Here is an 8,002-nt window from a genome sequence, read left to right on the forward strand (position 1 = left end):
AATAAATATTTTTAAAGCTATGGACTGAGCGCTTATAAGTGCGAGAGATTTAAGTTCTGATTGGCGAGACTGTTAAAATTAAACAATACTGTGATCAGGCCGATGATTATATTGTCCATTTGTATAAAGGGAGTTTGTTAATGGTTAAATTTTACTGGTAGCCCTTTTTTATGGTTTTTAATGATAGGCATTATTGTTTATTTCATGTAACAAAATTATGTTAATACAAAAAAGCATCACGTTATACTGAACTGGAAAATTTAATATAGGTATTTACAATGAACTTTTTACAGAATCTAACGATTAAACGTCGTTTACAATTTAACGCATTAATCGTTGGCTTAGCAATGATTGTTATGCTGTGCATCATCATTTATGAAGCACGTATTATGCTTAAATTAAATGAAACTATTCAGTACGCTGAAGAGCTAGATGTGCATGAGCTTTCGATGCGTAAATACGAAAAAGATTTTTTGTTTTACAAAGATGAGTCTAGTTTAGAGCTATTTGCACAAGAATATAAAAAACTACAATTTAAACTAGAAAAGCTATCTGTTTTATCTGCAGATTTAAATATTGCTACGGCTCAGGTCAATCAATTTTCTACGTTAGCCCAACAGTACTATGACGACTTTCAAAATGTTGTAAAACTACAGCATAAAATCGGGTTGCACCCTAAAGATGCTTTATATGGCGAGCTGCGAGAAGCAGTTCATGAAATAGAAACATTGCTCAGTGAGCAAAATAATTACCAATTACTCACCACTATGCTACAGCTGCGCCGAGCTGAAAAAGATTTTATGTTACGTTTAGATACCAAGTATTTAGATCGATTTAATAAATTTGCAAGCGAGTTAAAACAACAAGTAAATGCTGCAGAGCTACCTAAAAATTTACGCAATCAATTGGTCTCGTTAATGACCAACTACCAAAATAAATTTACTGCATTGGTAGAGGCGCAGGTGGAACTAGGCGTCGATTTAAATTCGGGTGCCCTAGGGAAAATGAGAATAAGTGTTAAGAAAAGTGATGAAGTGGTTACTTTGATCACTAATGCGACTAAACAGCAAGTAACTGAAACGGCGCAGCAGGCGCAATTATTAGCAATAGTCATTTTTATAATTGCAAGTATCATCGTTATGCTACTTGTGTACTTAACCAGTCGTTCGATTATCCAACCTATAGAAAAAGTTTATCAAGCAATAGATAAGATTAGACAAAACAATGACTTAAGTTTGTTTATAGAGCACAAAGGGAAAGATGAGGTAACGAGGATGACCATAGACTTTAATAGTTTAATTAGTGACTTTAAAGATCTCATCTACGAAGTAAATACGGCTCTAACAACGCTTAATATAGCAACAGGGAACCTATCTGAAACAACCTCAGCGACTAGCTCTGGTATGCAAGAGCAATTACATGAAGCGGACATGGTAGCAACCGCTGCTACAGAAATGCAGGCAACGATTCAAGATATTTCACACAATACAGAAGCTGCGGCTAAAAAAGCTGAATCGACCAATGTAAGCGCCCAGCAAGGTCAGGTTGAAGTAGAGTCAACTATTAAGCATATTAATGCCTTATCTGATTCACTTGGTAAAGCTTCCAGCGTGGTGTCTCAGCTAGAAAAAGATGGTGAAACCATAGGTTCTGTACTTGATGTGATACGTGCGATTGCAGAGCAAACTAATTTACTTGCTTTAAATGCTGCCATTGAAGCGGCGAGAGCGGGTGAACAAGGTCGTGGCTTTGCGGTTGTTGCAGATGAAGTGCGCTCACTTGCACAGCGTACGCAGGAGTCAACCAGCGAAATAGAAGGTATTATTAACACCCTACAACAGCGTACTCAAGAAGTTGTGAGTATCATGCACCAATGTCGTACTCAAGGTGGCGAAAGTGCTACACAAGCAACAAAAGCGGGTGAGCTGCTAGGATCAATTACCATTGATGTGCAAACTATTATGGAAATGAGTACACATATTGCTACTGCTATAGATGAGCAAAGTCAGGTGGCTTCTGAGGTAAATAAAAACGTGGTCCGTATTCGAGATATTGCAGAGGGGGCTGCGGCTCACTCACAAACTAATGCGCAAACCAGTGAAGAGGTCTCTGAGCAAGCAAGGGTACTTCATCAAGCAATTTCAAAATATAAGGTTTAACTACTAACAGAAAAAAGTGGCTTAATTGCCGCTTTTTTCTCATTCACAGAGTATAAGTTCAGACTAAATACTAGGGAATAAACTTTATGGGTACGCTGTCTTTATTGTTTTCATGTTGTTTAACACGCTCTAAATACGTATCCCATAAGCTTGTTTGTTCAGCTTGTAGCTTAGCAAAATATTGCCAGCTGAACAGCCCGCTGTTATGGCCATCGTCAAACTCTAAACGTAACGCGTAATGCCCTACCGGCGTAATGGTTTTAATGCCCACTGCTTGTTTATTTAGTACTAACTTCATAGGCTCAGATCCATGGCCTTGAACCTCTGCTGAGGGAGAGTGTACCCGTAAAAACTCAGCGCTAAATATAACTTCAGAGTTATCATCAAAATAAACATCTAAATTTTTACTCACACTATGATAGTGCACTTTTGTAACTTGTTTCATCGTCATCTCGCTTACAAAAAAGCCTCCATATTGGAGGCTTTTAGTATAACTGTTTGTGTTTTCAATTAAAGAATAAAACGACTTAAGTCTTCATCTTCAACTAGCGCACCTAAGTGTTTTTCAACGTAGGCGGCATCAATAACAAGACTTGAACCCGCTTTTTCAGAAGCGTCATATGAAATCTCTTCCATTAGCCTTTCCATAACTGTATGAAGGCGACGCGCACCGATATTTTCGGTTTTTTCGTTTACTTGCCATGCTGCCTTAGCAATACGCTCAATTGCGTCGTCGCTAAATTCAATAGCGACTTGCTCTGTTTTGAGTAGCTCGCGTTGTTGCTCAGTAAGTGACGCGTGTGGCTCAGTTAATATACGTTTAAAGTCATCGGCTGTGAGTGCTTCAAGTTCAACACGAATAGGTAAACGGCCTTGTAACTCAGGGATCATGTCTGATGGTTTAGACATTTGGAATGCACCTGAGGCAATAAACAACATGTGGTCAGTTTTTACCATGCCGTGCTTAGTATTAACGGTAGAGCCTTCAATAAGCGGAAGTAAATCACGTTGTACACCTTCACGACTTACATCTGGGCCTGAGGCTTCACCTCGTTTACAAATTTTGTCTATTTCATCAATAAACACAATGCCGTTTTGCTCTACTGCAAAAATGGCCTGTTCTTTTAATTCTTCAGGATTAACCAGTTTACCGGCTTCTTCTTCAGTAAGTAACTTAAACGCTTCTTTAATTTTAAGCTTACGCTTAGTGCGTTTATCACCACCCATATTTTGAAACATTCCCTGTAACTGGTTGGTCATTTCTTCCATACCAGGAGGAGCCATAATTTCAATATTAGGTTGAGCTTGGGCTAAATCAATATCAATTTCTTTGTCATCTAATTGGCCTTCGCGTAACTTTTTACGAAACGATTGGCGTGTCGATGAATTTTCATCACGCTGAACTTCACCGTATTGATCTTTCGCTGGAGGCAGTAATACATCTAAAATACGTTCTTCAGCCGCTTCTTCTGCGCGATGTTTGAACTTTTTAGTTTGTTGCTCTCGTGTCATTTTAATTGAAACATCAACTAAATCACGGATGATAGTTTCAACTTCTTTGCCGACATAACCTACTTCTGTAAATTTAGTGGCTTCAACTTTAATAAAAGGAGCATTGGCAAGCTTTGCTAAACGACGAGCAATCTCAGTTTTACCCACACCCGTAGGGCCAATCATTAAGATGTTTTTTGGCGTTACTTCTGCGCGCAGGTCTTCGTTTAACTGCATACGGCGCCAGCGATTACGAAGGGCAATAGCAACCGCTTTTTTCGCTTTAGCTTGGCCAATAATATGTTGGTCTAGCTCATGAACAATTTCTCTTGGGGTCATATCAGACATAGCGAGTTCCTATTACAATTCTTCGATAGTTTGGAAGTTATTCGTAAATACACAGATGTTGCCAGCAATTGTTAGACTTTTCTCTACAATTTCACGAGCACTTAAGTCGGTATTTTCTAATAAGGCGGTTGCAGCTGATTGCGCAAAGTTACCGCCGCTGCCAATTGCGATTAGGTCGTTTTCTGGTTGCACCACGTCACCGTTGCCGGTGATAATTAGCGAAGCTGTTTCATCAGCAACAGCAAGTAAAGCTTCAAGTTTACGCAGGGCACGATCGCTACGCCAATCTTTAGCCATTTCTACAGCCGCTTTAGTGAGGTTACCTTGGTGCATTTCTAGTTTGCTTTCAAAACGTTCGAAAAGAGTAAAGGCATCAGCAGTGCCGCCAGCAAACCCAGCGATAACTTTGCCATTATAAAGGCGTCGAACTTTTCGGGCATTGCCCTTCATTACTGTGTTACCAAGAGATACTTGGCCGTCACCACCAATAACAACTTTGTCATCACGGCGTACACTTACGATTGTAGTCATGTTATTCCTCATCATCGCGCTGCAAGGGGCAGCGCGTAAAAAACGATTATGAAGAGGTTATATGGGTGAATGGTTTAAATTCAAGTCCAGCCCCAAATTCCGCAGCCGACAATATTAATTCGTTTAAGTTTGTTCTTGTCACTTTCTGCATGACGCTTGGTTTCATAAGGCCCTAAACGCACTTTGTACCAAATACCATTGCTGCCTGTGGTTTTTTTGATTTCTGAAATTAATCCTGCAAAGGCTATTTTAGCTTTTAAGGTTTCAGCTTGCTGATGGGTTCTAAATGAACCACATTGCATGACATAAGGGCCTTTTTGTTCAAGTTCTTTTACTTCAACCTGAATCTCATGCTCTTTAATTTCTTTAATAAATTTAGGTGGCCGCGGTTTAGCTATTTCTACTTGTTTTTCGGGTGTTGGATTTGCTTGCTTTTCAACAAGCTCTGGATCGGCATTGTTTTTAACAAACCAGAGTCCGTATGCAAAACCACCGACTAGTAACAAGGCAATAATAATTAACAAAAACGGGAAGGGTTTTTTAGCCGGCTCTTGTTTAGTGTTTTTTCTATTTTTTGGTTTTTTATTAATATAATCGTGCTGTGCCATGGTGTTATATGTGGCCTTACCTAAATCATGTCTGTAGGGTCTACGTCTAAACTCCAGCGAACTTTTTGTGCAAGTTTGCTAGTGCTGAGATAATCAACCATTTGCGCGAGATACTGATGTAGTATGCGTCGATCTTGCGCTTGAATATGTAATTGAAAACGATACATTCCCGCAATTTTTTCTAAAGGCGCGGGGATCGGTCCGAGCAATTGTATACCAGATACCCCATTGACAGGAACCAAATCCGTTAGAAAGTCGACGACTTGCTTTATGTTATGCCCTTGTGCGCGAACAATTGCCATACTCGTAATAGGTGGCAACTGTGCATCACTTCGCTCAGTGAGTGCAAAGCGGGCAAAATCTTGATAGCCATTATTAACTAAGTCTTGTAATAACGGGTGCTCAGGAAAGTGCGTTTGTAATAATACTTCACCGGGTTCGCCAGAACGTCCCGCGCGTCCTGCAACTTGTGTTACTAATTGTGCTAAATGCTCAGTAGCCCTAAAGTCACACGAATACAAACCACTATCGACATCTAAAATAAGTACTAAGCTAACATCAGCAAAATGGTGACCTTTTGCCAGCATTTGCGTACCAACTAAAATACGTGCGCCGCCTTGGTTTATTTCATCCAGTGCTTTTTCAAGGCTACCTTTACGCCGAGTTGAATCACGGTCGATACGGCTGATCGGGGTGTCTGCAAATTCACTACTCAAAAACTCTTCTATTTGCTCGGTGCCTTTGCCGTTAGGAAAGATTTGCGTACTACCACAGTCAGGGCATTGATGTGGTACATGATATTGATCGCCACAATGGTGGCAAATCATTTGGCCTATTGCCTTATGAAAAGTCGCACTGGTGCTGCAGCGGTTACATTCACTCAACCAACCACATTCATGACAAATCAAGGTAGGAGAAAACCCACGGCGATTTAAAAATACCATCACCTGCTTTCCCCTATTCAGGTGCTGGCGCATTATTGCAAGACTGGCATGTGCAATACCGGCTCGATCAGGCTGACCTTTCATGTCGAGCAGCTTAAACTGATTATCGGTGGCGGTTTGTGCGCGCTCACTTAATGTAAGCAACTGGTATTTGTTATTAATAGCTTTATGCAGTGTTTCTAGTGCTGGCGTAGCGCTACCCAAAATAAGTGGAATTTGATGCTGATAGGCACGATACGCAGCTAAATCACGGGCATGGTAGCGTAAAGTGTCTTGTTGTTTGAATGAGGCATCATGCTCCTCATCAACAACAATCATCCCAAGCTTTAAAAATGGCAGAAAAATACTCGAACGGGTACCTATAACAATGGCGCAACTGCCTTTTTCACAAAAGCGCCATGTTTGCAGACGCTCGTTATCGGTTAATGCCGAGTGCCATAACATAATAGGGGTGTCAGGAAAGCGACGTCTAAAACGATTGACCGTTTGAGGCGTTAGCCCGATTTCAGGAACGAGCACTAACGCCTGTTCGCCACGTTTTAATACTTCTTCTAGGCATTGCAGGTAAACTTCGGTTTTTCCGCTGCCAGTGACACCTTCTAGCAAAAAGCTATTAAACCCCGTACTTTGATTAATTGCAGTGCAGGCAATGGCTTGCTCTTTATTCAAACGAGGCTTGCTGCCAACCGTTGGCGAGGTATGTTGCCATTGATTGTCGTGCTCAATGGTTTGAATTATTAGCTCTTTATCTAAAAGGGTATCAATGGTTTTTTTATTAAACCCGAGGGCTTTGAGTTCGGTTAATGATGATTTACCGGATGCTGATAATTGCTTAAGCAAATTAAGCTGTGTTTTAGCTTTTAAAGACGGTAAAAGTGCCCCCTTTTCGCTTAATGTCACCATGTTTATACTGGTTTTATCAGGGCACTCACCTTGGCGCAGTGCACTGGGCAATGCAATATGAATAGTTTCACCGAGTGGATAGCAATAATAACGCGCTGTAAATTTCAGTAGCTCTAAATGCTGCGCAGATAACACCGGTGAGTCGTCAATAACTTCAATAATAGATTTTATTTTGCCTTCGGGGACTGCTGTTTCCGCTTTTAAGCTAAGAATAACCGCTACTTTACGTTGATTGCCAAAAGGGACTAACACGCGCATACCAGGCTGTAATTGAGTCAGCGGTACTAATTGCTCATCCACTTTATAATCAAAGGTGCGAGGCAAGGGGACTTTTATTGCAACTTCAGCAAAACGCATAACAACTCAACCAATTAACGTAATGGTTTAATGTACTAAAAATAGCATTAAAAGCCTACCGACAAATCAGTAATGAATAGGTGTTTGCCGACTTTTTAGCAAAAAGGGTAATTAAAGCTTGTGTGCGTGCGGGTTGTTGGATAAAATTCGCGACCAATAAATTTGTTTTAACGACGTATGGTGCCAAACTTCGGGTTTGGAGAGCGATGCGGCCTTAACTAGAGGTTCCTATGAAAGAAGGTATTCACCCTAAGTACGAAGTAATTTCTGCAACTTGTTCATGCGGAAACAAATTCGAAACTCGTTCTACTCTGTGTAAAGACATTCACTTAGACGTATGTTCTGCGTGTCACCCGTTTTACACTGGTAAGCAAAAGATTTTAGACACTGGCGGCCGTGTTGATCGCTTCAACAAGCGCTTCGGTGCACTTAGCAGCAAAAAATAATTTTTTGTTTCTATGTAAAAAAAGCACCTTAGGGTGCTTTTTTTGTGGCCAAAATTTACTTTCCTACCTGCTTTCTTAGCAATTTTGTATTTATTTTTTTTGCATAACTATTTCCTGTTCTTATTCTGAGTATGCATAAACATTTGCAGACAAAACAGCCAATATTCTCTATATTTTTATTTGTTAAACTTTAAAGATGGTACTCAAATGCAGGT

The 8,002-nt window shown here is 40.3% G+C and carries 7 protein-coding genes; 2 read left to right on the forward strand and 5 right to left on the reverse strand.

Annotated features, from left to right (window positions below):
* Nucleotides 1-278 precede the first annotated feature (278 nt).
* Nucleotides 279-2,159, forward strand: a complete 1,881-nt coding sequence (locus A9479_RS18985; RefSeq protein WP_064664281.1) for a methyl-accepting chemotaxis protein — start codon at nucleotides 279-281, stop codon at nucleotides 2,157-2,159.
* Nucleotides 2,160-2,229: 70 nt separating this feature from the next.
* Here the strand turns inward: A9479_RS18985 and A9479_RS18990 are convergent, their stop codons facing one another.
* The 5 genes from A9479_RS18990 to priA form a co-directional block, all read right to left on the reverse strand.
* Nucleotides 2,230-2,604: a gamma-butyrobetaine hydroxylase-like domain-containing protein gene (locus A9479_RS18990; RefSeq protein WP_064664282.1), complete on the reverse strand. Its 375-nt coding sequence runs from the start codon at nucleotides 2,602-2,604 to the stop codon at nucleotides 2,230-2,232.
* 65 nt (nucleotides 2,605-2,669) lie between these two features.
* Nucleotides 2,670-3,998: an HslU--HslV peptidase ATPase subunit gene (gene hslU, locus A9479_RS18995; RefSeq protein WP_013463899.1), complete on the reverse strand. Its 1,329-nt coding sequence runs from the start codon at nucleotides 3,996-3,998 to the stop codon at nucleotides 2,670-2,672.
* A gap of 12 nt (nucleotides 3,999-4,010) precedes the next feature.
* Nucleotides 4,011-4,529, reverse strand: coding sequence for an ATP-dependent protease subunit HslV (gene hslV, locus A9479_RS19000; RefSeq protein ID WP_008115012.1), 519 nt, complete (start codon nucleotides 4,527-4,529; stop codon nucleotides 4,011-4,013).
* Between the two features lie 80 nt (nucleotides 4,530-4,609).
* Nucleotides 4,610-5,137 carry an SPOR domain-containing protein gene (locus A9479_RS19005; protein ID WP_028834485.1) on the reverse strand — a complete coding sequence of 176 codons (528 nt, stop codon included), beginning with the start codon at nucleotides 5,135-5,137 and terminating at the stop codon, nucleotides 4,610-4,612.
* A gap of 20 nt (nucleotides 5,138-5,157) precedes the next feature.
* Nucleotides 5,158-7,341: a primosomal protein N' gene (gene priA, locus A9479_RS19010; protein ID WP_058154060.1), complete on the reverse strand. Its 2,184-nt coding sequence runs from the start codon at nucleotides 7,339-7,341 to the stop codon at nucleotides 5,158-5,160.
* Nucleotides 7,342-7,571: 230 nt separating this feature from the next.
* Between priA and rpmE the strand changes: the two genes are divergently transcribed.
* On the forward strand, nucleotides 7,572-7,787 hold the full coding sequence (gene rpmE / locus A9479_RS19015) for a 50S ribosomal protein L31 (protein WP_008115018.1): 216 nt from the start codon (nucleotides 7,572-7,574) through the stop codon (nucleotides 7,785-7,787).
* Nucleotides 7,788-8,002: the final 215 nt, after the last annotated feature.

The organism is Pseudoalteromonas sp. MQS005 (assembly GCF_001661605.1).
GTDB lineage: Bacteria > Pseudomonadota > Gammaproteobacteria > Enterobacterales > Alteromonadaceae > Pseudoalteromonas > Pseudoalteromonas tetraodonis.

What these genes read in the sequence shown, in the direction of transcription:
- A9479_RS18985 (WP_064664281.1), top strand. Translation starts at nt 279, where the DNA reads ATGAACTTTTTACAGAATCTAACGATTAAACGTCGTTTACAATTTAAC.
- A9479_RS18990 (WP_064664282.1), bottom strand. Translation starts at nt 2,604, where the DNA reads ATGAAACAAGTTACAAAAGTGCACTATCATAGTGTGAGTAAAAATTTA.
- hslU (WP_013463899.1), bottom strand. Translation starts at nt 3,998, where the DNA reads ATGTCTGATATGACCCCAAGAGAAATTGTTCATGAGCTAGACCAACAT.
- hslV (WP_008115012.1), bottom strand. Translation starts at nt 4,529, where the DNA reads ATGACTACAATCGTAAGTGTACGCCGTGATGACAAAGTTGTTATTGGT.
- A9479_RS19005 (WP_028834485.1), bottom strand. Translation starts at nt 5,137, where the DNA reads ATGGCACAGCACGATTATATTAATAAAAAACCAAAAAATAGAAAAAAC.
- priA (WP_058154060.1), bottom strand. Translation starts at nt 7,341, where the DNA reads ATGCGTTTTGCTGAAGTTGCAATAAAAGTCCCCTTGCCTCGCACCTTT.
- rpmE (WP_008115018.1), top strand. Translation starts at nt 7,572, where the DNA reads ATGAAAGAAGGTATTCACCCTAAGTACGAAGTAATTTCTGCAACTTGT.